The 25,712-nt window shown below is 36.9% G+C and carries 22 protein-coding genes and 1 riboswitch; of the genes, 19 read left to right on the plus strand and 3 right to left on the minus strand.

Annotated elements, in window-relative coordinates; translation table 11 throughout:
• The first annotated feature begins 161 nt into the window (after positions 1–161).
• The 14 genes from dnaG (at position 162) to IGL30_RS04545 (ending at position 16,429) form a co-directional block, all read left to right on the plus strand.
• On the plus strand, positions 162–2,003 hold the full coding sequence (dnaG, locus tag IGL30_RS04480; protein ID WP_088745305.1) for a DNA primase: 1,842 nt from the start codon (positions 162–164) through the stop codon (positions 2,001–2,003).
• Positions 2,004–2,026: 23 nt separating this feature from the next.
• Complete coding sequence (gene rpoD, locus IGL30_RS04485; protein ID WP_010719586.1) at positions 2,027–3,136, plus strand: RNA polymerase sigma factor RpoD; 1,110 nt, start codon at positions 2,027–2,029, stop codon at positions 3,134–3,136.
• Positions 3,137–3,511: 375 nt separating this feature from the next.
• On the plus strand, positions 3,512–5,815 hold the full coding sequence (locus IGL30_RS04490) for a cell division site-positioning protein MapZ family protein (RefSeq protein WP_123874876.1): 2,304 nt from the start codon (positions 3,512–3,514) through the stop codon (positions 5,813–5,815).
• A gap of 201 nt (positions 5,816–6,016) precedes the next feature.
• Positions 6,017–6,880, plus strand: a complete 864-nt coding sequence (locus IGL30_RS04495) for a CvfB family protein (protein ID WP_088745304.1) — start codon at positions 6,017–6,019, stop codon at positions 6,878–6,880.
• 103 nt (positions 6,881–6,983) lie between these two features.
• Positions 6,984–7,457, plus strand: coding sequence for a Fur family transcriptional regulator (locus IGL30_RS04500; protein WP_010719583.1), 474 nt, complete (start codon positions 6,984–6,986; stop codon positions 7,455–7,457).
• 92 nt (positions 7,458–7,549) lie between these two features.
• Positions 7,550–8,437 carry a site-specific tyrosine recombinase XerD gene (gene xerD / locus IGL30_RS04505; RefSeq protein ID WP_010719582.1) on the plus strand — a complete coding sequence of 296 codons (888 nt, stop codon included), beginning with the start codon at positions 7,550–7,552 and terminating at the stop codon, positions 8,435–8,437.
• Between the two features lie 18 nt (positions 8,438–8,455).
• Positions 8,456–8,827 carry a hypothetical protein gene (locus IGL30_RS04510; RefSeq protein WP_010719581.1) on the plus strand — a complete coding sequence of 124 codons (372 nt, stop codon included), beginning with the start codon at positions 8,456–8,458 and terminating at the stop codon, positions 8,825–8,827.
• Positions 8,824–9,591, plus strand: a complete 768-nt coding sequence (locus IGL30_RS04515; protein ID WP_277749450.1) for a segregation/condensation protein A — start codon at positions 8,824–8,826, stop codon at positions 9,589–9,591. The genes IGL30_RS04510 and IGL30_RS04515 overlap by 4 nt, the downstream gene beginning before the upstream one ends.
• Positions 9,575–10,150, plus strand: coding sequence for an SMC-Scp complex subunit ScpB (gene scpB / locus IGL30_RS04520; RefSeq protein ID WP_010719579.1), 576 nt, complete (start codon positions 9,575–9,577; stop codon positions 10,148–10,150). Before IGL30_RS04515 ends, scpB begins: the two co-directional genes overlap by 17 nt.
• Positions 10,150–10,866, plus strand: a complete 717-nt coding sequence (locus IGL30_RS04525) for a pseudouridine synthase (protein WP_010719578.1) — start codon at positions 10,150–10,152, stop codon at positions 10,864–10,866. Before scpB ends, IGL30_RS04525 begins: the two co-directional genes overlap by 1 nt.
• Before the next feature lie 80 nt (positions 10,867–10,946).
• A riboswitch (FMN riboswitch) is annotated at positions 10,947–11,070 on the plus strand.
• A gap of 121 nt (positions 11,071–11,191) precedes the next feature.
• The gene (locus IGL30_RS04530; protein WP_088745303.1) at positions 11,192–11,806 is read left to right on the plus strand and encodes an ECF transporter S component; all 615 of its coding nucleotides are present in this window, start codon (positions 11,192–11,194) and stop codon (positions 11,804–11,806) included.
• Between the two features lie 597 nt (positions 11,807–12,403).
• Positions 12,404–13,927, plus strand: coding sequence for a YfcC family protein (locus tag IGL30_RS04535; RefSeq protein WP_010719576.1), 1,524 nt, complete (start codon positions 12,404–12,406; stop codon positions 13,925–13,927).
• Between the two features lie 150 nt (positions 13,928–14,077).
• Positions 14,078–15,418, plus strand: a complete 1,341-nt coding sequence (locus IGL30_RS04540) for a M20 family metallopeptidase (protein WP_088745302.1) — start codon at positions 14,078–14,080, stop codon at positions 15,416–15,418.
• Positions 15,419–15,703: 285 nt separating this feature from the next.
• On the plus strand, positions 15,704–16,429 hold the full coding sequence (locus IGL30_RS04545) for an alpha/beta hydrolase (protein WP_053766480.1): 726 nt from the start codon (positions 15,704–15,706) through the stop codon (positions 16,427–16,429).
• A gap of 374 nt (positions 16,430–16,803) precedes the next feature.
• On the opposite strand, the gene IGL30_RS04550 is transcribed toward IGL30_RS04545, so the two are convergent.
• Positions 16,804–17,022 (minus strand): ferredoxin, encoded by a 219-nt coding sequence (locus IGL30_RS04550; protein WP_010719573.1) that lies wholly within the window; start codon positions 17,020–17,022, stop codon positions 16,804–16,806.
• A 30-nt stretch (positions 17,023–17,052) separates the two neighbouring features.
• On the opposite strand from IGL30_RS04550, the gene IGL30_RS04555 reads away from it, so the two are divergent.
• The 5 genes from IGL30_RS04555 to rpsA all read left to right on the plus strand — a co-directional run bounded on the left by IGL30_RS04555 (position 17,053) and on the right by rpsA (position 22,248).
• Positions 17,053–18,081 carry a helix-turn-helix domain-containing protein gene (locus tag IGL30_RS04555; RefSeq protein WP_123874874.1) on the plus strand — a complete coding sequence of 343 codons (1,029 nt, stop codon included), beginning with the start codon at positions 17,053–17,055 and terminating at the stop codon, positions 18,079–18,081.
• Positions 18,065–19,456, plus strand: coding sequence for a RecQ family ATP-dependent DNA helicase (locus IGL30_RS04560; protein WP_088745300.1), 1,392 nt, complete (start codon positions 18,065–18,067; stop codon positions 19,454–19,456). Before IGL30_RS04555 ends, IGL30_RS04560 begins: the two co-directional genes overlap by 17 nt.
• Before the next feature lie 84 nt (positions 19,457–19,540).
• Positions 19,541–20,167 (plus strand): SAG1386/EF1546 family surface-associated protein, encoded by a 627-nt coding sequence (locus IGL30_RS04565; RefSeq protein WP_010719570.1) that lies wholly within the window; start codon positions 19,541–19,543, stop codon positions 20,165–20,167.
• Between the two features lie 46 nt (positions 20,168–20,213).
• Positions 20,214–20,891, plus strand: coding sequence for a (d)CMP kinase (gene cmk, locus IGL30_RS04570; RefSeq protein ID WP_010719569.1), 678 nt, complete (start codon positions 20,214–20,216; stop codon positions 20,889–20,891).
• A 124-nt stretch (positions 20,892–21,015) separates the two neighbouring features.
• Positions 21,016–22,248, plus strand: a complete 1,233-nt coding sequence (rpsA, locus tag IGL30_RS04575; protein ID WP_010719568.1) for a 30S ribosomal protein S1 — start codon at positions 21,016–21,018, stop codon at positions 22,246–22,248.
• 311 nt (positions 22,249–22,559) lie between these two features.
• Here the strand turns inward: rpsA and IGL30_RS04580 are convergent, their stop codons facing one another.
• Together IGL30_RS04580 and IGL30_RS04585 are read right to left on the minus strand one after the other, a co-directional pair.
• A complete protein-coding gene (locus IGL30_RS04580; protein WP_010737353.1) occupies positions 22,560–23,432 on the minus strand; it encodes an ROK family protein in 873 nt (290 codons plus the stop codon).
• 224 nt (positions 23,433–23,656) lie between these two features.
• Complete coding sequence (locus tag IGL30_RS04585) at positions 23,657–25,600, minus strand: sucrose-specific PTS transporter subunit IIBC (RefSeq protein ID WP_123874896.1); 1,944 nt, start codon at positions 25,598–25,600, stop codon at positions 23,657–23,659.
• Between the last annotated feature and the right edge of the window lie 112 nt (positions 25,601–25,712).

Genomic DNA, 25,712 nt, shown 5'->3' on the forward strand with positions numbered 1-25,712 from the left:
AGTATTATACTTGAAAAAGTTTAGAATTGTGATAGAATGAAACATGTATAATTGTGTCCTTTAAAATCGCACTGATTTTCGTTAGTGCGATTTTTTACCGGTTATTCTCCTGAGGTATCTCTTTGACAGATGCCAATTAGCTATTTACAGGGGGTGAAAGCATGGCTCAACGGATTCCTCAAGAAGTCATTGAAACGATTCGTGGACAAACGAATATTGTTGAGGTGATTGGTCAATACGTCCAATTAAAAAAATCTGGAAAGAATTATTTAGGTTTGTGTCCTTTTCATGAAGAACGAACACCATCTTTCTCGGTGGCTGAAGATAAACAGATTTTTCATTGCTTTGGTTGCGGAAAAGGAGGAAACGTCTTTACTTTTCTTCAAGAACTAGAAGGACTTAGTTTCCCAGAAGCAGTCGTCAAAGTTGCTGATTTTGAACAAATTCAGTTAGAAGATCAATGGCGCAAACAAACACTTCCCTTCGAAAATAGCGATTCAATTACAGGAAAATTGATTTTAGCGCATGAAAAAGCCGCAGAAGTATATCATCATATGTTGCTACACACGAAAGTAGGCGAGCAAGCTTTAGATTACTTACTACAACGTGGTTTGACACTAGAATTGATTGAAGAATTTGCGATCGGATTTGCACCGAATGAACGTTCATTTTTGAAACAAGTATTTAAAACTGAAGCATACGATCAAGAAGTGTTGGAACGTTCTGGTTTGTTTATCTCTCATGAGGATGGAGGAATATCTGATCGGTTTTACCAACGTATCATGTTTCCTATCAGAAACCCTCAAGGGCGCACGATTGGTTTTTCTGGACGCTGGCTTGCACCAGAAAAAGGACAAGAAAAAGATCAACCCAAATATTTGAATAGTCCAGAAACAGAATTATTCAATAAAAGACAAGTGTTGTTCAACTTGGATAAAGCACGTAGTGATATCCGAAAAAGCGGTGAAGTTCTTTTATTTGAAGGTTTCATGGATGTCATTGCTTCTTGGCAAGCAGGTGTAAAAAATGGGATAGCTTCCATGGGAACGAGTTTAACGAATCAACAGATCCAGCAGATCGAACGAGTAACCAAAGAACTAGTTTTTTGTTACGATGGAGATAAGGCAGGATTCGAGGCAACGAATCGAGGGATCGAATTGTTACGACAAAATAGTCGATTGCAATTATCAATCGTTGTGATTCCGGAAAAACTTGATCCCGATGAATATTTACGTAAATATGGAAATGACTCCTTTAATGAACTGATCTTTCATGGTCGTGAAACGGTCTTTACTTTCAAGTCACGTTATTTGAAGCAAGACAAGAACCTGGAGAATGAAAAAGATAAAATCCAGTACTTAGAAGAGGTATCGAGAGAACTTAGTCAAGTTGTCTCGCCAATCGAACAAGATATGTATTTGTCGCAACTAGCGACCGAATTTCAACTTAGTCGTGAAACCCTGCAAAAGCAAATACGGGATTTTCGCAGGGAAAATCAAACGAATCGAACCAACCAACCAACGACATTGCCAGAACCAGCTATTTCACGGACGGCAATAACGAAAAAGAGACCGCTGACTCAAGTAGAAAAAGCGGAACAAATGCTCTTGTACAGAGTGTTCAAAGAGATATCTGTCCGTAATCTTTTGAAAGAACAGCAATTTCAGTTTATTCATGACATTTATGCAGAAGTATATTTTTTATTCGATGCATTTGTGTCACAACATGATGAATTCAACCTTGCGGAGTTTTTGGACTTTTTGCAAGATGAAAATTTAAGGCGTTTAGTGGTGGAAATCGAGTATTTGCGTGTAGCCGAAGAAAGCACACCAAGAGAAATCCAAGACTTATTGCGTGTAATCAGAAAGTCTAGTTTAGCTGATGAAATAACTTTAAAAAAACAAATGCAGCAAGAGGCTAGAAGAACTGGAAACAAGCGATTAGAATTGGAATTAACGATTGAGATCATTAATTTAACAAAACAGTTAAAACAAGCCGAATAGCTACTCAAGGGGGGCCTTCTTTTATGGCAAATGTAACAGAGAATAAAAAGTATGAAGCAGCAGTAGCAGCTTTTATCAAAGAAAACAAACCAAAAAGACAAGTCGTGTATGATGATCTTTCAAATAAACTTGCAACGCCATTCACATTGAATGCGGATGAGATGGATAAATTGATCCAAAAAGTCGAGGATGCTGGAATCAGCGTTGTTGATGAAAATGGAGATCCATCGATCCATAGCTTGAAGAGTGCAGAGAAAAAAGCGGAACAAGCAAAAACAGAAGATCTGTCAGCACCTACTGGTGTAAAAATCAACGATCCAGTTCGTATGTATTTAAAAGAGATTGGTCGTGTTTCCCTATTAACTGCGGAAGAAGAAGTAGCTCTTGCTTTAAAAATCGAAGAAGGTGATCAAGAAGCAAAACAGCGTTTAGCTGAAGCAAACCTTCGTTTGGTCGTAAGTATTGCTAAGAGATATGTTGGACGTGGCATGCAATTTCTTGATTTGATCCAAGAAGGAAATATGGGCTTGATGAAAGCTGTTGAAAAATTTGACTATCGTAAAGGATTCAAATTTTCAACTTATGCTACATGGTGGATCAGACAAGCAATCACTCGTGCCATCGCTGACCAAGCACGTACGATCCGTATCCCAGTGCATATGGTAGAAACCATCAATAAATTGATCCGTATCCAACGTCAATTACTTCAAGATTTAGGAAGAGAACCGACGCCAGAAGAAATTGGTGCAGAAATGGACCTTCCTACAGAAAAAGTACGTGAAATATTGAAAATCGCGCAAGAGCCAGTTTCTTTAGAAACACCAATTGGTGAAGAAGATGATTCTCATTTAGGAGACTTCATTGAAGACCAAGAAGCTACTAGTCCTGCAGAACATGCGGCTTATGAATTGTTAAAAGAACAATTAGAAGATGTTTTAGATACATTGACTGACCGCGAAGAAAATGTTCTCCGCCTACGTTTTGGTTTAGACGATGGTCGTACCAGAACACTCGAAGAAGTTGGGAAAGTATTCGGAGTAACACGTGAACGTATTCGACAAATCGAAGCGAAAGCGTTACGTAAATTACGCCATCCATCACGTTCAAAACAATTGAAAGATTTCTTAGAGTAAAAATAGGATTCAAATTTTGAATCTTATAGACAATGACTGTCTTTTAAAATAGCGAGTAGCCTTTAGTGAAAACAAAGTAGCACGGGATCAGAATAGATGATGCCGTGCTATTTTTGTTAGTCAATAGCTGAGTCAAAAGCTTGAATCTGATCATAATAAACAAATAATTGATGCGCTATTAACATTATGATGATGAAAACATAAATAAATGCGTATCTATGCGTAATTATAAGAAACTTTTTATAAATTATTTGTTTTATTTTTACGAGTTATACTATTTGACATCCGTTTGATCAAAATAGGCTCTTGGCGAAACTTTCAGAATATGGTAGATTAAATGGTAGCGTAAACCTAACAAAAGGAGCCGATCGCTCAGTGATAAAAAAATGCCCAACGTGTGGATCAAAGAAAATCAAAGGAAAGTTGATTTGTCCTGATTGTGGTTACCAAATAAAAGAGCAAGACCAACACACGAATGAAGAAAAGAACAACAGTCAATTACCAATAGATTCTTCAGAAGAACATTTTCCTGACACGGAATTAAATGATCCAATCGAATGGTCAGAATTAACAGAGTTACCATTAGAATCGGTCATGGCCTTGTTTAAAGAAGAATCATCTGAAGAAACGAATCTAGCAGAAACTAATGATGCTGAAGATGTAGTCACTAAAAAGGCAAATACAAAGCCGTCAACAAGTGAAGAAGGAACTGATTCGAAAAAACAAGTTAACGGCGATGAAATGACGGATGAACTCGAAGCAGAACAACAAAAAAGAGTAGCTGAATTAAAAGAATTTGTTGATCATGAAAAAGAAAATTCGATTTTATCTGCTTATATCAAAGCTCATAGAGAAGATACAACAGAAGAACATGCAGAAGAATTGATGCGAATGATCCAAGAGGAACTCGCAGCTAAAAATGCCAAAGAGACTGATTCAAAACAAGAAAGTACAGTGCCAGGAACTAACGAACGTGAAACGAAAGAAAAGGAAACAGTTGATACGAAGGATAGCGTTGTTCAGCCACCTGACCATCAAGCGATTGATCAAGAAGAAACGTTCGAAACGGCAACAGAAAAAAATCATGAACGCTTAACGGCACCCCAAACTTCAGAAGAAAATCAACTGCTTTCTTCTAAGGAACAAACTGAAGAACCAGTGCCCGCTTCAAAAACGACTCACGTCCAATCATCGTCAGAAAAACTTTTGATAGGAAAAAAAGAAGTCGAAGAAAAAACGAGTGCGGAAGATGTCGATAAAAACTCAACCCATGAGGACGAAGCGTTAAACGAAAATTTGAAACCTGAAGTTTCAGAAAAAGATATTCCGAAAGCAGCTCCATCACAAGAGAATCAATCAAACGGAGAAGTTCTAAAAGAAGAAATACCGAAAGAAGAATCGGTAAAAGAAGAAGAACCAAAAGAAGAAGAACCAAAAGAAGAAATTCGTAAGAAAGATTCTTCAAAACCAGAAGCTATAGAAAAAACAGAATTATCAAATGAAATCGATCAAAGGACAGAAACGGAACAAAAAGAACCAGTTACATCAGCAAAGACTGATGAGGGGAAACGAAAAAGATCGAAAAAAGGACCGTATCTGGCTTTAGCAGCAATCGTCTTGCTCGGAGTCGGTGGTTGGGCTTATTATGACCATCAGCAAGATGTTCAGGCACAAATCGCTGCACAAGAAGAAAGACAAAAACAAAAGGTGGCAGATCTACAAACAGCCTTGAATGCTTTTTATACAGATCCGTCTCACCAGTTTATCCGTACTTCAATGATCAATCAAGACTTAGCTAAACTAAAGACTGATCTGAATGACGTAAAAAAAGAGAAAGAATACCCTGAATTAGAAAAAACATTCCAGGATATCCAAACCAAAATCAAAGATATTCAACGTGTCAACCAGTTATTTACTTCGGTAGTGATTGACGATGATCATTTAGCAGCTGATCCCAAACTAAAAGAGGATCAAGCCATTCAACCAATGACTACAAATGAAACTGCTTTTGGACGTCTGATCAAGCAAGCGCAAACCGAAGCAGAGGACCAATACAAACAATTGCAGACGGCTAAAGATAAAGTGAACGTTGTCTATCATGATAATCAAGTCGTAGACAGTGCGAACAGAGAGCAGTATGACGAAGCAAAAAATGCTGTAGAGCAAATCAAAAATGAAGAGCTAGCTGTCGCTTTAAAAGATCAACTAAAAAAAGTAGATGAAACCTTGACTGCGAAAGAGCAGAAAGAAGCACAAGAAAAAGAAGAAGCAAAAAAAGCTGAAGAAGCAAAAAAAGCAGCTGAAGCAGCCAAACAAGCTGCAGCTCTGGCTGCACAACAAGCAAAATCTAGTTCAACTACCAATAAGACTAATTCAGCCAATCAACCCATCATGTCAACTCGACAAAGTGATGTGGCTGATGCATCTAATCCAGCATGGAATTGGGCACCAGGAGTCCAACAAAGTGTTATTGCTACTTGTATTCAACGAGGCTACATTGTGGCAGGTGGATATAAACTAGAAAAAGCGAGAATCGAAAATGGTGAAGGTTACTATAATCTTTATGCTACTTCAACCCAATCTAATTTGATGCGTGGAATCGGTGAAAGTGCATTACCATTTTATATTGTGACGATCAATTGTAAAACAGGCTGGTTTGGCGGAAATGGCAGCCATTAATCTGCTAGATAGACAATGATCAAATACTACTCAGATATCGTAGATCGTATGGAACTAAGTGGATGACCATATAGGATCAGATACACGATGTCTGAGTTTTTTTGCGACGACTAAGACCAAACCAACTACTAATCATGGGAACATTATGTTATGATAGCTAAGAAAAGATGGCTGAATCTTTTATAAATAAGGAGAAATAAGATGAATGAATTATTGGCAACAATATTTACCGGAATGGTAATTGATGAAAATGAAAAAAATTACTTTGTCCAGAAAAATGGACAAACTTTTGGATTAAGTAAAACCGAAGGGACCTATCGTATCGGTGAAGCAGTCGAAGGGTTTGGTTATCAAAATCAAAAACATGAAAATCGTTTTACTACGTTGATTCCTAAAAGTCGAATTGGTCATTATGCTTTTGGTACAGTGACTGCTTCACGAAAAGATTTAGGAGTATTCGTCGATATTGGATTACCCGACAAAGATTTTGTAGTCTCATTAGATGAACTACCAACGATGACAGAACTTTGGCCTAAAAAAGGCGATTGTTTAATGGTTGCTTTAAGAGTCGATAGCAAAGACCGAATTTGGGGTAGTTTAGCCGATGAAAAGATTTTTAAATCATTGAGTAAACGTGGAACAGAAGAAATCAAAAATAAAGACATTACAGGCGTTGCTTACCGCTTGAAACTGACCGGAACGTACGTCTTAACAGATGATTATTATATCGGATTTATCCACCCATCTGAACGCTATAATGAGCCGCGCTTAGGTGAACAAGTCAAAGGACGAGTAATTGGCGTGAGACCTGATGGAGTATTGAATCTTTCATTAAAACCAAGAGCATATGAAGCAATCTCTGATGATGCACAAATGATTTTAACGATCATCGAACGATCAGCAGATGAGCAAATCTATTTTACTGACAAATCTGATCCGGAAGATATCATGAAAACTTTTGGTATAAGCAAGGGAGCTTTTAAACGAGCAATCGGCAATCTATTAAAACAAGGACTAGTCAAACAAGAAGCAGGCGTAACGAAACGAATTAGAAAATCTAATTGAGAATACCTTGCATGTTTTTCTTAACTAGCTTATAATTATTTTAATTTAGAAAGAGATTCCTTTTGTTTGATTATAATTATTATAAATTGTCGGGGTTGAATACATGGTTATGAATGCGATGTCAGTAATGAAAAAAACGAAACAACAATTGCACGAGTCGGGGTTCAAATTAACCCCACAAAGAGAAGCAACTTTACAAGTACTTTTAGAAAATGAGAAAGAACATTTATCGGCAGAAGAAGTCTTTTTTCTAGTGAAAAAAAAGAGTCCAGAAATTGGGTTAGCTACTGTCTATCGGACGTTAGAGATTTTGACCGATTTGAAAGTCATTGATAAAGTCAGCTTCAATGATGGTGTTGCTCGCTATGACTTGAGAAAAGAAGGAGCAAAACATTTCCATCATCATTTATTGTGTTTACGATGTGGCACGATTGAAGAGGTTGAAGAAGATTTATTGTGTGAAGTGGAAGAAATTGTGGAGCAACGGTATCACTTTTTGGTAAAAGATCATCGCTTAACATTTCATGGTATTTGTCAAAAATGTTACACTAAAGAAAAAGAAAGCAAAACCGTCTGATTGCTAGACGGCTTTTTCTTTGCCTAGCTGTAAAATAGACTATCGAAAATGAAGGGTATCTGATATGATAGAAGAGCACGAGGTGGATTATTATGAATGAAGAAATTAATGATTATCTCCACTATTTGACGATTGAACGTGGCTTGTCATTAAATACGAGAAAAAGTTATGAACGAGATTTGTTACAGTATCTTCACTATTTAGAAGATGAGCAAATCACTTCCTGGCAAGATGTCGATCGCTACGTCGTGATCAATTATCTGGAAAAGATGCATGATGAAAAGAAAGCTCCAGCAACCGTGACCAGAATGATTACTAGCTTGAGAAGATTTCATCAATTCTTACGTCAAGAACGATTGACTGATCATGACCCGATGCAACACATTGATACGCCTAAAAAGGTTCAAAAGTTACCTAGTACCTTATCCTTGACTGAGGTTGAACGATTGATCGAAACACCTGATACAACCAAAAATCTAGGGATCAGAGATCGAGCAATTCTAGAAGTCATGTATGCAACAGGTATGCGTGTCAGTGAACTCGTTGGTTTAAAGCTAAGTGATCTTCACTTGTCGCTCGGCTTGGTCCAAACACTTGGTAAAGGGGACAAAGAACGGATCATACCACTAGGTGATTATGCGATCCAATGGTTGGAGCGGTATCTAGACGAAGCACGCCCCCTCCTTGTAGCGAATCCTTCTGAAACGCATGTATTTGTCAATCATCATGGTACAGGGTTATCACGGCAAGGTATCTGGAAAAACCTTAAACAATTAGTGCGTGAAGCAGGAATCAATAAAGAGGTGACCCCTCATACTTTAAGGCATAGTTTTGCGACACATTTGCTGGAAAATGGTGCAGATCTTCGAACGGTACAGGAGTTGTTAGGACATGCTGATATCTCAACAACACAAATTTATACACATATCACAAAGAAAAGAATGACGGATGTTTATAAGCAGCATTTTCCAAGGGCTTAGTCATAGGAAGGTGAAAAAATGTTAACACATTACCGAAAAGAAAATCGTAAAATTGCTATGGGACTGTTAAGTTTTCATAAGAAACTAACGGATAAATCGAATTTACTCAAAGAAATCAATACCTATGAAACAGAAGAAGGATATGAACTTTTTTTCTTCACACCAGAAGGTTCAACGAATATTCAAGGGATTATTGGTGTTTATTGGGGTGAAAATCAGGAATTGATTATTCACGATGTTTCATTGAATCCATCTTATCGGGGAGATCAGATGGGCTTTCAAATGCTTGATGAACTTCAAGAAAAATACCCAGACTTTTCCATACGACCAACAGAGATTACCCGTCCTTATCTCGCAAAATGGGTCGATCGAAACAAGAAGAAAGAGTGAATATGGTGACAGAAATCAATATCAAATTAGATATATTTGAAGGACCCTTAGATTTACTCCTTCATTTGATCCAGCAAATGGAGATCGATATTTATGATATCCCGATTGCAACGATCACTGAGCAATACATGAGTTATATCCATACGATGAAAACTCTTGAACTTGCTGTTGCTGGAGAATATCTAGTGATGGCTGCCACGTTGATGGCGATCAAAAGCAAAACTTTGTTACCTGTTCAAGAAGCAATCATTGAAGATGAGTATTGGGAAGAGGACCCGCGTGACGAATTAGTCAATCAATTATTGGAATATCGAAAGTATAAGTATGCTGCAGAGCAGTTAACCGAAAAAGCCCAAGAGAGAAGCTTATATTATACGAAAGAACCAGTTGCAGTAGACGATCTCATTGGACAAGAGAAACCATTGAAACGTGGACAAGTCAAAAAGATTGATTTGTTTCATGCGATGGAAAAAATCTTAGAGCGAAAGAAATTCTCAGAGAAAGTTGAAAAAACGATTACTCCTGATGATACAACAATTGAAGAACGTATCATCTTTATTGAAGAGCGTCTTAAGCAACATCATAAGGGATGCTCTTTTGAGTCTTTTTTTGAAACGCCTTCGAAAACAGAAGTAGTCACTACATTTATGGCTTTATTAGAAATGATGAAAAATGGTCAGATCGTTGCGCAACAAGAAGGAAATTATGAAACAATCATGCTTTATCTAGCAGTAGGAGATACCAAAGATGACAAAATTAAGTGAACTTGAAGCCATTTTATTTATTGTTGGCGAGGAAGGAATCGGGTTAGAAGAAATCAGCTATCTGTTAACTATTACGAAAGAAGAGACAGTGGCTTTATTAACGGAATTAAAAACAAGATATGAAAATGATCCAGCTAGTGCTTTGCATATTTTGGAAACAGAGGCACATGTCGTTTTAACAACCAAAAAAGAGTTAGCGCCATTGTTGAAACGCTATGCCCAAGGGACGTCTAATACTCTCTCACAAGCAGCTGTCGAAACGTTGGCGATCATTGCATATAAACAACCGATTACCAGAGTAGAAATCGAACAAATTCGTGGGGTTCAAGTCTCAGGTGCCATTCAACGGCTAGCTGCTCATCAGTTGATTGAAGAAAAAGGACGCGTGGAAGGACCTGGACGACCTATTTTGTATGGGACGACTCCTTATTTTTTAGATTATTTTGGTCTCAACTCATTAAAAGACTTACCAGATATACAAGCAATGGAGCATTCATTAAACGAAGAGTCTTCACTCGACTTATTCTTTGATGAAATGGATGAAGGAGAACAGATATAATGGAAAGACTACAAAAAGTAATTGCGCATGCAGGGATCACTTCCAGACGTAAAGCGGAAGAATATATTTTGGCTGGACGAGTAAAAGTCAACGGCAAAGTAGTAAAAGAACTGGGAGTAAAAGTTAGCAAACGTGATTTGATCGAAGTAGATGAAGTGCCGATTTATCAAGAAGAATACGGGTACTATTTACTATATAAACCAAAAGGCGTGATTTCCGCTGTTGCTGATGACAAGGGGCGAAAAGTCGTAACTGATTTGCTTCCAATGGTGAAAGAACGAATTTATCCAGTAGGACGATTAGATTATGATACTTCGGGTATATTGCTCTTGACTAATGACGGTGATTTTGCGCAACGTTTGACCCACCCGAAACATGAAGTAGACAAAGTATATGTGGCAAAAGTCAAAGGGATTGCTACTAAAACGATGTTATCTCCCTTGACGAAAGGGATAAAAATCGAAGGGAAACGAACTTCACCAGCACGTTACCAAATATTATCTGTGGATCCTAAGACAAATCATAGTATCGTTGAATTGACTATCCATGAAGGTAGAAATCATCAGGTAAAAAATATGCTTCAAGCAGTTGGCTTACCTGTTCAAAAATTAAAACGAGAAAAATACGGCGATTTGACGCTTCAAGGCTTACGCCCTGGCGACTATCGTGAGTTGAACAAAAAAGAAGTCAGCAGTTTATTGAATCAATCAAAATGATTACTTACTTATTATAAGAATAAATGATTGCATTTTTTCTCAAGCGATGTATAATGTAAAGGTAAACAAAATTATAAATGGTTCGTCTTCAGGGGCAGGGTGAAATTCCCGACCGGTGGTTATAGTCCACGACCTACTTTACCTAAGTAGCTGAATCGGTGAAATTCCGATACCGACAGTATAGTCTGGATAAAGAAGATAGAGCTTATTTGACGTAGTTTGTTGCCAAATAACTCTAACTCTCCCTGTTATTAGAGAGTTTTTTTATTTGCAAAAAGTTCGTCGAAAAGTTCGCTGAAGAGGAGTCCTAACAGGAGGATTTCAAATGAAGAACACCCGTGTACAAAAAATGGTCGCTGTGGCATTATTTGCTGCGATCGGATTGGTTTTGCAATATATCGCATTTCCGATCATGCCAGCCTTTAGTTTTTTAAAGATCGATTTTAGTGATATCCCAGTACTGATCAGTATGTTTTTATTTGGTCCAGTTGCTGGATTGGTTACAGCTTTCTTGCGATCGATCTTACACTTGATCACTACTGGCTTTTCACCAGATAATTTGGTAGGAGATACAGCCAGCTTTTTAGCAACAGCTATCTTTACCTTACCTATTTTCTACTTCTTCCGTAAGAAGACTCAAGTAGGGAAAAATAAGTTTTTAGGTGTGATTTCTGGTACGATCGCAATGACGATCTTCATGAGTATCGCAAACTATTTTGTGATTACCCCATTGTACCTTATGTTTTTAGGTTTAAATGCTAATCAAATGTTAGGGATGCCGTTAGCTAATTATGTCCTGATCGGAATCGTACCATTTAATATCATTAAAGGATTTATCGTCAGTGCTGCCTTTTTGGTTTTACACGCAAAATTATTGCCATGGTTAAGTCGGAAACAACACCAGTTGGCACAAAGACATACAGTGACGAACAACAAATAAATAGTACAGCAGCTCATGCTCGTTTATCCATTTTTAGAGGGAAGCATGAATTGATGCCACTTTCTTAATTATTTTATCATTAAAAAAATCAGTCAAGGCTCCTTAACTTTTACAATATAAAAAGTTAAGGAGCCGTTTTTGTCAGTACTAGTATTTCTGAAAAAGTAGTCCAACTATTAGAAAAAAAAGGGGATGAGAAAATAAAAATTGTTTTTTCTAAAAAGAATTCAAGAAAATAAAAAAATATCGGAAATTTTAATGAAAAAAAATTCAGTAACCTACGTTGTGTAAGCGTTTTATAAACGGTGTTTGAGTATTTCTTTTGTTTATGCATAAAAATGTATTTTATGATACAAAATGTGAAATTAATCACTTTTTGAATGATAAATAGTTTTGTTATAATGGAAGTGGAAAACGCTATAATTGTATTGAAAAAGCTTTACCTTAAATTCTATAGAGAAAGGAGTGAAAGCAGGATTTTTGAATAAAATTTGCCAAATCAATAGGTTATTGTTTTGGTTATCGTATTCTTTTTGATAAAATAACTGATGGAATCACTCTTATAAGATTCTAATGTTACAAGAAAGGGAGAAGAACATGGAACAAACAAAGAAGAAACAATTTCAAATGCCTTCAGCGTATACGGTCTTATTTATTATTATTGCGATTATCGCTGTACTAACTTGGTTCATACCAGCTGGACATTATAGTGTCAATGATGCAGGCAACATCATTGCTGGATCATATGAACGAGTAGAGCAAAATCCTCAGGGGCTATGGGATATCTTTATGGCACCGATTAATGGGATGCTAGGTGTACCTGCTGGGGAATTAACGAAAGAAACACCGGCTGCTATTCCAATTTCATTCTTTATTTTAGTTGTGGGTGGTTTCTTAGGTATTATCAATAAAACTGGTGCTTTGGATGCAGGGATTGCTTCCGTTGTAAAACGCTTTAAAGGAAAAGAAAAAATGTTGATCCCTGTGTTGATGATCTTATTTGCATTAGGTGGTTCAACTTATGGTATGGCGGAAGAAACTATTCCGTTCTATGCTTTATTGATTCCTGTTATGATGGCTGTTGGGTTTGATACAGTTGTTGCAGTAGCTATCGTTTTAGTAGGGTCACAAGTTGGTTGTTTAGCTTCAACCGTTAATCCATTTGCTACTGGGGTCGCTTCTCAAGCAGTTGGTATCTCAATGGGTGAAGGAATCGGGTTACGTTTCTTGATGTTCGTGGTACTATTGGCTATCTCAATTGCTTATGTCTACCGTTACGCATCTAAAGTGGAAAAAGACCCAACGAAATCACTTGTATATAAACAACGTGAAGAAGACATCAAACATTTTGATATCGATTCAATTGGTCGTCAAGAATCAATTACTAAAAGACAAAAACATGTAAATATCCTATTTTTCATTACCTTTGGTATTATGATCATTAGTTTAATTCCTTGGACAACATTGAATAAAAACTTTACGATTTTTGAATCATTAACTAACTGGTTAACAGGGTTACCTGTAGTCGGAACTGTTTTAGGTAAAAACATGCTTCCTTTAGGAGAATGGTATTTCCCAGAAATTACCATGTTGTTCTTAGTGATGGCTATTGTAGTGGCAATCACTTACGGAATGAAAGAATCAGTCTTTATTTCTGAATTCTTAGCAGGAGCTTCAGATTTGATCGGTGTTGCGATCGTGGTAGCTGTTGCACGTGGTATCCAAGTTGTGATGAATAATGGTTTAATTACTGATACGATCTTACATTGGGGTGAACAAGGATTAAGTTCATTGTCATCTAGTGTCTTCTTGATCTTAACGTTTATCTTCTATATCCCTATGTCATTCTTGATCCCATCAACTTCTGGACTAGCAGCAGCTACTATGGGAATCATGGGACCAATGGGTGAATTTGCAGGCGTTGGTAAAGATTTAGTTATCACTGCTTATCAATCAGCATCTGGTTTGGTCAACTTGATCACACCAACATCAGCAATCGTTATGGGGGCTGTTGCGATCGCTCGTTTTGATATTTCCGTTTGGTGGAAATTCACAGGAAAATTGATTGCTATCCTATTTGTAGCCATTTGTGTTATCTTAGGTGTAGCGGCAATGTTATAACAAAGTAGACAAAACCGTGACTTAGAGTGTACATGGTTTTCTACTTGATGTGAATGGACAAGATCCAAGCTCAACTATTTATTGTTTGAAAAAAGAGGTTGTGTCTGTTGTTTTGACATAACCTTTTTATTATATTAGGAGGCTAGTAACATGAAACAATTTGTAACAAAACAACATCATGAACAAGCATTGGAATCTTTAAATGAATTGATTCGAATCCCTTCAGTTCTGGACGAATCAGATACTGGTGAAGGGCATCCTTTTGGGACAAAAGTGATCGAAGCATTGGATAAAGTGTTAGAAATCAGTGAAAATCTAGGATTCAAGACATTTAAAGATCCAGAAGGATATTATGGTTATGCGGAAGTCGGATCTGGCGATGAGCTATTTGGTATCTTGTGTCATATGGATGTCGTTCCAGCTGGCGATGAAAACAATTGGGATTCTAAACCATTTGAATCAACTGTCAAAGATGGTTGGTTGATTGGACGAGGATCACAAGATGACAAGGGACCTTCCATCGCTGCAATGTATGCTGTCAAAGCTTTGATGGATGCAGGCGTTGAATTTAATACACGTATCCGATTTATTTTTGGAACCGATGAAGAAAACTTGTGGCGTTGTTTAGATAAATACAATGAAAAAGAAGAAGGTATTACGCAAGGATTCGCACCAGATGCAGAGTTTCCATTGATTTATGCTGAAAAAGGATTACTACAAGCTTACCTAACTGGACCGGGAACATCTGAATTTTCAGTTAAAGCTGGTGGCGCACTGAATGTCGTTCCAGATGCAGCTCCTTATGCTGGTGAAAAATTAGCTGAAGTCAAAGAAGCATTGAAAAAACATGGATTTGACTTTGAAGATCAAGGAGAATCAATTGTCGTTCTTGGAAAAAGTATCCATGCCAAAGATGCAGCAGAAGGTGTCAATGCAATCTCTCGTTTAGCGATTGCTCTTTCTGAAGTATTTGATTTTGCTCCAATCAACTTCTTAGGTCAATTAGTTCAAGAAAATGCTACTGGTGAAAACGTGGTAGGAAAAACGGTGGATGAACAATCTGGCGAATTGACAATGAACTTTGCTAGTCTGGAAATCACTCCTGAACAAACTAAAATCGGGGTCGACATGCGTATCCCAGTAACTTTCAAAAAAGATGAACTCGTAGAAAAACTAACAGAAACTGCTAAAAAGTATGACTTGACTTATGAAGAATTTGACTTCTTAGATTCCCTTTATGTTCCATTAGACAGTGAATTGATCAAAAATCTTTTAGGAACTTACCGTGATATTACTGGTGATATGACTGAACCATTTGTATCTGGCGGTGCAACTTTTGCGCGGACGATGAACCAATGTGTAGCATTTGGTGCAATGTTCCCAGATACCCCTGATTTTATGCATCAGGCAAATGAACGTTGGGAACTAAGCAGCATGTACAAAGCAATGGAAATCTATGCAGAAGCTGTTTACCGTTTGTGTGGAAAATAATCATTTGAAATGCTCAACTAAATACACTTTAGTTCAATAGAGAACGAAACTGCTCTCCTACTGTTAAAGGCTGATGAAGGTCAATGTACATTCATCAGCCTTTTTTTTGTTATAGTGGGTCTTGTTGAGGGGAAGAGTCAGGTCTAAGAAAGATCGTATTTAGTGCCACTGGCTAAACAAATTTATTCTTTTTCAAGAAAAAAGAGTTGCAATTTATTCGTATTTTATTTAGTGTGAATTTATAATCGATCAATAGGTACGATAAAAGGAGAATAGGTGAGAGATGTGAAGATATTTAAGCGAGTATTAATTGGTATAATTATTTTTTTGGGGCTAGCAGGAGGCGCTGGGTACTACTATTTACAACAAAATACCTATGAACCATCTAGTCAAGCAAGTCAAATAGCCCAAAATGGAAAGGATAAAAAAGATTATTTATTTTTTGAGACGAAAGAAAAAAGTCAAAAACCACTGGTTATTTTTTATCCAGGTGCTTTGGTTGAACCAGCTAGTTATAGTGTCTGGGCTGAACAATTAGCAAAAAGTGGGTACTCCGTAGCAATCGCTAAGATGCCTCTTGACTTAGCCATACTTAGTGGGAATAAGGCAGATAAGATCAAAGAAGACTTTTCAAATCGAAATTATGTGATTGGTGGACACTCATTGGGGGGCGTCATGGCGAGTCGTTATGCTAATCAGCATTCTTCTGACAAACACTTAAAAGGAATCTTTTTCTTAGCAAGCTATCCTGATGAAAAAGGTACATTGGCGAAAACGACATTACCTGTATTAAGCCTGACTGCGTCTAATGATAAAGTCTTGAATCAAAAAGCCTATGAATCAGCTAAAGAATATTTACCTGAGCAAACAGAATATGTTTCGATTAATGGAGGAAATCATGGCGGATTTGGCAGCTATGGGGAACAAAAGGGAGACGGTAAAGCTAAGATTACAAACGAAGACCAACAAACAGCGATTATTAATACGTTAATCAATTGGTTAGGAGAGTAGAGTTCCAGACCTAAATCTTACAGCTCACTTTAAAAATGAGTAAAAAGTGTGTATCAGCTCTTTGAAAAAAGCTTGGATTTTTTATAACATGAGAAACTGTTAAAAAAAATTCAAGCTTATTGTTATCGTAGCTTCCCGCTTCTTTCATGACTTTATCTAAGGCAGTTCAGAAGTCCATTTATCAGAAACTTTGCCGAAGAGCTACATAAGTCACAATCTTTATATAAATAGACTAGAGATAAATCAACTCAAACTTTCACTTGAACATAGAAAGAAATTTGTTCAGACACCATTTCCAGGTCAACTGCCTACTTTTCAAATCATCATTGTTAGAAACACTTACATTGATCTATATTCATTTGGTTAACTAGTTTTCATGATTTCTCTAATAAAATAGCTCTTACTGGACATTTTTGATAAGCTTTTCTGACGGCTTCCTCGTCAGTTTGAGAAACAAATTGCTGATGAGCTTCTGGTTCTTGCGCAAATAAAACGATTCCTTCTTCATCATAATCAAAGATATCTGGGGCTTCGATTTGACAAAGACCACAAGCGATACAGCGCTCAGGTACTAATTTACATAGTAATGACATTTTGACCATCCTATTCTTAAGGGGAGTAATATGACTTCATTTATTTTAGCTTTATTTTCAACAAGAAACAAGTTAAGGATCAGCTCCTTATACCAAGTTATCACAGGAAAACGAACGAGTTCGGTATTGATTTATAGTTTTTTAAACCATTTATTATTTATACATGGTAGTTTTCCTAAAATGAATCAAGAAGAATTTACACGTATCATTGACCAATTAGTTGACCAAAAGTTCCTTATTCAGCTAGAAGATGACGTGATGATCACTCATTTAGGTGAAAAAACTTTAGCAGAAAAAAAGATTGATCTAGAAGGGCTCCATTATGATCGTTATGGCAGAACCGCTGAGAATTGTTGGCGGTTGATCAAGTTTGCTGTTCAAGTTGTCTCTCATCTGGTAAATAATAAAAAGGAATACTTACCGATTGAAACTAGTCCCTATTATACTATCCAAGTAAAAAAATGGTTAGCTGACACACAACTAGATCGACAAACCCTAGCAAAAAAATTAAGCCAAGAACTGAGTGAAATCTTTTCAACGATGACATCTGAATCGGCTAACTTTCTGGCCAATCAATTTTCAGGTATCCAGTCACCTGGTTTATTAACTTATCAATTAACAGAAATAACCAATGAAGTACAACGTGAATTGTATGAAGCAAAGCAAGTACACCTGCTGCTAAAAACAATCGAAGAAAAAAAAGATTCGTTGCTTTTTCAATTGGTTTCACCACTACTTATGCAAAACTTCAATCAAAGTATGTTAACGACGAGAAAACTGATTTTATCTGGATGCTCAATTGATGAAGTAATGAAGATACGTCATTTAAAAAGAGGAACAGTAACCGATCATTTGATCGAATGGCAACTTTATTTAACTGATTTTCCTTATCAAAAAATGATCACCAAGCAGACATTTAAGCGACTAAGTCAACTATCGAACATCAAAGAATGGAATTATCGAGAATTAAATGAAGTCGCACCACTAGACTATGGAGAGTTTCGTTTTTATCAAATTGGTGTATTGAAAGGGGAACTGAAGAATGTCGCTGAAGGATGAACTACAAAAACGTTTTGGATTTCCTTCGTTTCGTTCAGGACAAGAAGAAATCATCCAGTCTTTATTGAATGATCAAGATGTCCTCGCAGTGTTACCGACAGGAAATGGAAAAAGTCTATGCTACCAACTGACCGGTTATCTGCGTGAAGGAATGGTTATCATTGTTTCACCTTTGCTTTCATTGATGGAGGATCAGGTGATGCAACTACAGAAACAAGGAGAAAAGCGAGTTGTTGCTTTCAATAGTTTACTATCTAGAACGGAACGATATTATGTGTTAAATCATTTGTCCAATTATAAATTTTTATTTTTAAGTCCAGAAATGTTGACGCAAAAAGATGTGATAGAACAATTACAAAAACAAAAAATTGGGTTATATGTGATCGATGAGGCGCATTGCGTTTCTCAGTGGGGGGTAGATTTCCGTCCAGAATACCAACAACTAGGAGAAATTGCTCAGAAATTAGGCTCTCCAGTAACGCTTGCCTTGACAGCAACCGCTACTAAAGCCGTGCAACATGATATTGAAACTGTCTTGTTTCAAGAAGTGCCAGTTCGAATTATCCATTCGGTTAATCGACAAAATATTGCTTTATATGTCAAAAAGACTTCCCAAAAAGAAGCTGATCTAGAGGACCTGATGAAACAAGCAAAAGGCTCGATGATTATTTATTGTGCGACAAAGAAAGAGGTAGAGCGTTTGTATCAGCTATTTCGCTCACGTTTTACTATCGGCTATTATCATGGTGGATTAGAAGCATCACAAAGGCGACAGTTGCAACAACAATTTAGTCAAAATAAACTTCAATTTTTGATTGCGACGAATGCTTTTGGTATGGGCATCGATAAGCCAGATATCCGTTATGTTGTCCATTACGATTTACCAGATAGTTTAGAAAATTATGTTCAAGAAATCGGGCGTGCGGGAAGAGACCAACAGGCGAGTGAAGCGATTCTTTTATACAAAGAAAATGACGAACGCATTCATTATTTTTTTAATCAACTTTCTAGAGAACAACGACAAAGTTTTGAAATTTATCTGCAATATCATAGCAATGAACAAGAACAATTCGATGAGATTCAACAAAAATGGTTAGAAATAATTGCACAAACGAGCAATCCGCAAGAGTGGTTAAATCGGCTAAAACGTCAAGAAAAAGAAAAGGAATATCGACTACAACAAATGCTTCATTATGTCAATGCAAAGACTTGTCGAAGAGCGCTGATTCTTGAATACTTTGGGGAGAAACTGATAAAAAAACCAGAAAAATGTTGTGATATTGATGGAGCGGTCCTTACGAGTCAGGAAAATAGAGAAGTCAGCCCATCTGTAGAGCTAAAACAGTGGCAAGATATTTTACTAAATTTATTTTAAAAAAACATTGGATAGAAAATTTATAAGACAATCGCGTTCTGGCTATGGTATAATATTCACGATAGAAATTAGGAGGTTAATAAGTTGAGCAGAAAAGATAGACATCATTCATCAGAAAATAATGAAACACAAGAGCCATGGGAACAACCGATTTATGACACTGAAGACGAAGTTTCTTCAAGAAGTTCTCAACGACAACAAAAGAAAGGCAACACGCTGTTTTTGTCTCTCTTCTTAGTATTATTAGTATTGTGTATTGCAATTCCAGCGGGAGCTTACTTCTGGATTAGAAATGGGTCTTCCAATGCTTCAAGTGCATCATCAACTACAACAACGTCTTCTGTAGTGGAAAGTACGACCTCATCAGAAGTATCATCAACAAAAGAATCAAGTACGGAGCCTGAAAGCACTACTCAGACAGAATCAGTAGTAGCAAGTACACCACAAAGTACTACTGTACCAGAGGAAACAACGCCTTCGACAACGTCTACTTACCAACAAGAAACACAACCAACTAGCACGGTAGAAGAAGCGACAACACCATCCTCTTCGGCTGCTGCAGATGGATCAACAGTGACTGTTCAACCAGGTGACGGACCTAAACAAGTAGCTGAACGTGCCGGGATCACTATTGATCAATTATTTGCATTAAATGGTTTAGATCCAAATAATTATATGATTTATCCTGGACAACAATTAAAAGTTAAATAATCTTAGCCGCGATCTGCGGCTTTTTTTTTGAAAAGGGAGTTATAGCATGACACAAATCAGTATTGCAATAGATGGACCTGCTTCGTCAGGTAAAAGTACTGTTGCAAAAATTTTGGCAAAAGAATACAACTATATTTATACCGATACAGGCGCCATGTATCGTGCCATTACGTATCTAGCGATAAAACATCAAGTACCTTTTGGAGATGAAGAGCAACTCGTAAAGCTGATCCAAGCCTATCCAATCTCTTTTATCCAAGAGACAGACGGTCAACACGTTTTGGTGGCAGACCAAGATGTAACTACAGAAATTCGTCAGCCAGATGTGACCAAGGCAGTTTCTGAAGTTTCTGCTCATCAAAAAGTACGTGAAGCACTGGTTTCGATCCAACGTAAAATTGGTGAACATGGTGGGGTTGTAATGGACGGCCGAGATATTGGTACTTCTGTTTTACCTCAGGCAGAAGTGAAAATATTTTTAGTAGCAAGTGTAACAGAACGGGCACAAAGACGCTATAAAGAAAATATTGAAAAAGGGATACCAACAGAGTTGGAAACTCTTACGAAGGAAATCCAAGAGAGAGATCATTATGATTCTACAAGAAAAGTATCCCCTTTAAGACAAGCGGATGATGCCATTCGAATCGACACTACTGGAAAATCGATTACGGAAGTTGTCCAATCCATCAAAAAAGTGGTCACAGAAAAAGGATATCTTTTGTAAAAAGGGAAAAACTCAGGATTTTTAGGGTAAACCAAACGAAATCGCTTTATTTTTTTTTAATAATCAATTAAACTAAAATTAGTACCGTTGTTACGGCAGAATGTTGGTTAGGAGGACAAATGTTATGACAGAATTTGAACAAAATCAAACAGAAAACAGTCAATCAATGGAAGATGCAATGAATAGTGTCCAAGAAGTAAACGTTGGAGACGTTGTATCCGGCGAAGTTTTAGTAATCGAAGATAAACAAGTTGTGGTAGGGATCGAAGGTGCCGGAGTTGAAGGCGTCGTTCCTGCTAAAGAATTGTCTACTTCACCTGTTGAAGATATCAACGAGGTAGTAAAAGTAGGAGATACTCTAGAACTTGTAGTTATCAGTACTATCGGAAAAGATAAAGAAAACGGTAGCTATTTGCTTTCAAAACGCCGTTTGGATGCCAAAAAAGTTTGGGAAGATATCGAAAAAGATTTCCAAGCAGGTAATATCATCGAAGCACCTGTGACGAATGTCGTAAAAGGCGGCTTAGTCGTTGATGTAGGTGTTCGTGGTTTTGTACCAGCTTCAATGGTGGAAGATCATTTTGTTGCTGATTTTTCAGAATACAAAGGTCAAACATTGGCGTTCAAGATCGTTGAGATCGAACCTTCAGAAAACCGTTTAATTCTTTCACACAAAGCAGTTGTGGAAACGGAAAAAGAAGAAAAGAAAAAAGAAATTCTAGCCAATATTCACGAGGGAGACGTTATCGACGGACGAGTAGCTCGTATTACTGATTTTGGTGCTTTCGTTGATTTAGGTGGAATTGATGGATTGGTCCATGTTTCTGAGATCTCACATAGCCATGTGGCGAAGCCTAGTGATGCTTTAGCAGTTGGGGATGAAGTTAAAGTAAAAGTTCTTTCGATTAATCCTGAACAAGAACGTGTTTCTCTTTCAATTAAAGACACGTTGCCTGGGCCTTGGACTGATATTGAAGAAAAAGCCACTGTTGGTTCAGTTTTAGATGGAAAAGTGAAACGTTTGACAAGCTTTGGTGCATTTGTAGAAGTATTCCCAGGGGTAGAAGGTCTGGTTCATATTTCTCAAATCTCTCACAAGCACATCGCTACACCTCATGAAGTACTTCATGAAGGGGATGAAGTGCAAGTAAAAGTTTTAGAAGTACATCCTGAAGAACATCGTATTGCCCTTAGCATCAAGGCTTTAGAAGAAAAACCAGCATCGGAAGAAGAACCAAAAGATGTTGAAACCTATGAATTACCAGAAGAAAATACTGGTTTCACAATGGGTGATCTTTTAGGTGATGCTTTGAAAGAAGAAGTCGAAGAAACAACTACTGATGATTCAGAAAAATAAAATTTTTGAGTGTTCATTTTAAAAAGACTGAAATGAGACAAAAAGATCAATCAATGTTTACAACATTGATTGATCTTTTTCTGTTATTATCATTAGAACTAGTTAAACTCACAAATCGAGTGAAAGATAAAACCAACTGCTGTGAGAAGGGCTAAGGAATACCTAATAAAGTACATCGTTTAGACCATACCCAATGGCTGTGCAAATGCCATATTGTATTCACAATTGGAGATATTAGATAGATGATTTGCTTAAACTATTTATCAGAGCTGGAGATTTCTGTCAAACTACTATCAAAACTCTATCATTGTTTAATTAGAAGCTATTTTTTGGGCTAGCCCTAAACAACCGATAATTCCAGCTTGATCTCCTAATTTTGGAAAAACAATATATTCTTCTATTTTCGGATGAGCAACATAATTCTGATTAAGTTTTGAAAATTCACGATGAATTTTCTCTTGTAAGTGTACTTGTTTCATTACACCGCCACCTAGAATGATAATATCCGGTGAAAACATCATTGTAGTATTATGAATGCATTGGGCAATGTAAAAAGCTTCCATGTCCCAAAAAGGATGATCTTCCTTTAAATCTTGACCTTTAATTCCTATTCTCTTTTCGATAGCAGGTCCTGCTGCCATACCTTCTAAACAATTTTGATGATAAGGGCAGTTACCCTTAAAGTGATCGTCAGGGTGATTACGTACAATCATATGTCCCATTTCCGGATGACTGAATCCCTCGATAAATCTTCCATTTTGCAGTGCACCACCACCTATACCTGTGCCAACTGTATAATAAACAACTAATGAATGGCCTTGACCATGTCCAGCTATATATTCTCCATAAGCTGCAGCATTGACATCAGTTGTCCAATAAAAAGGAATTTTCTCAAAATTTCTTTTTAGATAACCAATAAAATCAAAATTTCTCCACGGTATTTTAGGTGTTGAGGTTATATATCCATATGTTTTCGATTCAGGATGGATATCAATAGGTCCGAAAGAACCAACAGCAATGCTGGACAATTCTGTTTCATATTTTTTGAAAAAAGAAACAACTTGTGGCATTGTTTCTCCTGGATTCAAAGTTTCAAAACTCACTCTCTCAATAACCTCTAATTGTGCATTACCAACTGCACAGACAAATTTTGTTCCTCCTGCTTCAATTGCACCGTATAGCATAAAACATTTCTCCTTATAGTTAAAGATGATTTCATGGGCAGTTATGCATTTAACCAATTTATTGTTCAGATTTTTAAAGAATTTAACTCGTTTATTTGTTATTTTCTTTTGAAAAATCGCTATTATTCCAGTTAATACATACATCAGATCGCGCATTGCCCTTTAAATTATCCGTTTATTGATGTTTTGGTTAGAAAGAATAATCAGTACTATTGACTATTCCATTATTCAACTTCAAGTAAATCAGTAGTAGCGGTAACTGTTCCTTTAATAAGTGGTGTCACTTTTGAATAATCTGCGGTATTTGTCACAATAACCATTGTTGTATCATCAAGTCCTGCTTCTTTAATTAGCGTACGATCAAACGTTCCAAGGATATCTCCTTTTTTTACTTTTTGATTAGCAGTAACTTTTTGTATAAATCCTTTACCGCCCATCGATACGGTGTCAATACCAATATGAATCAGTATTTCAGCGCCGTCATTCGATTTAAGACCGTAAGCATGTCCAGTCTCAAATGTAACTTGAATAGTACCGTCTACTGGAGAATAAACAGTGTCCCCAGTTGGTTTAATCGCAATACCTTTTCCCATAGTCTCTGAAGAAAATACTGGATCATTTACTGAATCAAGTCCAATCACTTCACCAGCAAGGGGACTAACGATTGTTTCTGAAGAATGATTTGTTTTAGTAGGTTCGCCAGAAGTAACTGTGGATTGTTGGGTGTTTTCTGAATGATTCGTTACTGTTTGATCCGTAAGAGCTTCTGCTGCAAAGATGCCTGAAGCTTTTGTTTTTCCATAAAAGTAAGTAATTGCAAAAGCAATCGCAAAGCTAATTAATTCACATAGTAAATAAAATGGGATAGAGGTTGCATTAATTGAAAGAAATCCAAGAAAACCTGCTGAACCAAGTGATACAGCAACTACTTTCAGTAGACCTGCTACTGCAGCGGCAACTCCGGAACCAATTAAAGCACAGAAAAATGGGAAACGATATTTTAAATTGACACCAAACAGAGCTGGTTCAGTAATTCCAAGAAGAGCTGATACCCCTGCAGAGGAAGCAAGACTTTTTGTTTTAGCATTTTTAGTCAAGAACCAGATAGCAAATGTTGCAGCACCTTGGGCAACGTTCGCCATAGAAGCAACTACAAATATAAAGTCTCCATGTCCAATACCATTAGTCCATGCTGAAAGTAACTGCGTTTCAATTGCAGGAAATGATTGATGAAGACCGGTCATAACGATTAACGAGTAAGTTCCACCAAAAATACCCATTCCAATAAATCCGGTTGCATTATATAGCCAAACGATCGCATCTGTAATCCCGTTAGAAAGCAATAACATGACAGGGCCGATGACTGTGAAGGTTAGAAAGCCGGTAATGATTACAGATAATAAGGGGGTAAATGTAAAGTCAACGGATGATGGAAGTTTTTTGTGAAAAAACTTTTCCAGTACTGATAATAGCCAAACAGCTGCTAACACAGGAATGACTTGATAAGCATAGTTAGTTTGTGAGACATGATAACCAAATATATTCCAATATTCCATAGAACCACCAAGTTGTGGTGTTGTCATAATCATTCCAATTGCAGCACCAAGGAACTGGTTGGCTCCAAAACGTTTAGCAGCGGAAATACCAACTAGAATAGGCAAAAACATAAATGGTGCAGCGGACATCAGTTGGATCATTGAGGAAATACCTTCAATCGCAGGATACATTTCTTCAATTGATTTTGGTCCAAAAAGTCCAGCAGCTGTTAAAAAGTTCTGTAATGCCATTAATAAACCACCTGCAACAAGGGCAGGTATAATTGGAACAAAAATATCTGATAATAATTTAATTAATGCCATAATGGGGTTGAATTTTTTATCTTTACTAGCAATTTGTTTTAAATCATCTGTTGAAATTTCCGAAAGTCCAGTTTTTTTGATAAGTTCGTCATAAACGAAATTAACATCACCTGCACCGATAATCACTTGATATTGCCCATCAATTTTAAATGTGCCTTTCACATCTGGATTTTCGTCTAAAGCTTTTTGATTCACTTTCGTGTCATCTTTTAGTACGAGACGAAGACGTGTAGCGCAGTGTGCAGCTGCAATAAGGTTATCTTTTCCGACCGCTTGTATTACGTCGGAAGCTACTTTACTGTAATTCATTCGAATCACTCCTTTTTTATTTTTACGTGAAAACGGTTCACTGAAATGCAAATTTATTTTAGCATATCTTAAAAATATGTCAAACGTTTGTCATATAATTTGTTTTTTTAAA

Source organism: Enterococcus sp. DIV1089c, assembly GCF_050530965.1.
GTDB lineage: Bacteria > Bacillota > Bacilli > Lactobacillales > Enterococcaceae > Enterococcus_B > Enterococcus_B hirae.

Coding starts and splice junctions, on each gene's coding strand:
- dnaG (WP_088745305.1), top strand. CDS start 162: ATGGCTCAACGGATTCCTCAAGAAGTCATTGAAACGATTCGTGGACAA.
- rpoD (WP_010719586.1), top strand. CDS start 2,027: ATGGCAAATGTAACAGAGAATAAAAAGTATGAAGCAGCAGTAGCAGCT.
- IGL30_RS04495 (WP_088745304.1), top strand. CDS start 6,017: ATGAATGAATTATTGGCAACAATATTTACCGGAATGGTAATTGATGAA.
- IGL30_RS04500 (WP_010719583.1), top strand. CDS start 6,984: ATGGTTATGAATGCGATGTCAGTAATGAAAAAAACGAAACAACAATTG.
- xerD (WP_010719582.1), top strand. CDS start 7,550: ATGAATGAAGAAATTAATGATTATCTCCACTATTTGACGATTGAACGT.
- IGL30_RS04510 (WP_010719581.1), top strand. CDS start 8,456: ATGTTAACACATTACCGAAAAGAAAATCGTAAAATTGCTATGGGACTG.
- scpB (WP_010719579.1), top strand. CDS start 9,575: ATGACAAAATTAAGTGAACTTGAAGCCATTTTATTTATTGTTGGCGAG.
- IGL30_RS04525 (WP_010719578.1), top strand. CDS start 10,150: ATGGAAAGACTACAAAAAGTAATTGCGCATGCAGGGATCACTTCCAGA.
- IGL30_RS04530 (WP_088745303.1), top strand. CDS start 11,192: ATGAAGAACACCCGTGTACAAAAAATGGTCGCTGTGGCATTATTTGCT.
- IGL30_RS04535 (WP_010719576.1), top strand. CDS start 12,404: ATGGAACAAACAAAGAAGAAACAATTTCAAATGCCTTCAGCGTATACG.
- IGL30_RS04540 (WP_088745302.1), top strand. CDS start 14,078: ATGAAACAATTTGTAACAAAACAACATCATGAACAAGCATTGGAATCT.
- IGL30_RS04550 (WP_010719573.1), bottom strand. CDS start 17,022: ATGTCATTACTATGTAAATTAGTACCTGAGCGCTGTATCGCTTGTGGT.
- IGL30_RS04555 (WP_123874874.1), top strand. CDS start 17,053: ATGACTTCATTTATTTTAGCTTTATTTTCAACAAGAAACAAGTTAAGG.
- IGL30_RS04560 (WP_088745300.1), top strand. CDS start 18,065: ATGTCGCTGAAGGATGAACTACAAAAACGTTTTGGATTTCCTTCGTTT.
- cmk (WP_010719569.1), top strand. CDS start 20,214: ATGACACAAATCAGTATTGCAATAGATGGACCTGCTTCGTCAGGTAAA.
- rpsA (WP_010719568.1), top strand. CDS start 21,016: ATGACAGAATTTGAACAAAATCAAACAGAAAACAGTCAATCAATGGAA.
- IGL30_RS04580 (WP_010737353.1), bottom strand. CDS start 23,432: ATGCTATACGGTGCAATTGAAGCAGGAGGAACAAAATTTGTCTGTGCA.
- IGL30_RS04585 (WP_123874896.1), bottom strand. CDS start 25,600: ATGAATTACAGTAAAGTAGCTTCCGACGTAATACAAGCGGTCGGAAAA.